1 pseudogene is annotated in these 356 nt (G+C 78.1%); it reads left to right on the forward strand.

Going from position 1 to position 356, the window contains the following annotated elements:
* Window positions 1-356, forward strand: a pseudogene (locus B7767_RS42600) (serine/threonine protein kinase); the annotation flags it as partial.

Raw genomic sequence — 356 nt, forward strand, 5'->3', positions numbered from 1 at the left:
CGGCGCGCCGTCCCGCTGCCCGTACTGGAGCCGGGCCCGCGGTGGCTGGCCAACTGGGCGGCCCTGCTCGCCGCACCGGGCGGCGGCGAGGCCCCGGCCGCGGTCGCGGAGCTGGACGGACCGCTCCCGGCGGACCTCGACGACCGTACGGACGTGGGCGGGCTCTCCCCCGAGGAACTCGTGCTGCGGTTCCGGGCGACCGCCTCCCCGGAGGCGTTCCGGCTGGCCGGTCACCTGGCCCTGAGCCGCCCGGATCTGCCGGTCATGCGTCTGGTGCAGGCCGCCACCGACCCGGATCCCCGCCCCCAGCACCTCGCCGAGGTGATCCTCAGCGGCATGCTCGCCACCGTCCCCGG

Source organism: Streptomyces sp. 13-12-16 (assembly GCF_002114215.1).
Taxonomy (GTDB): Bacteria; Actinomycetota; Actinomycetes; order Streptomycetales; family Streptomycetaceae; genus Streptomyces.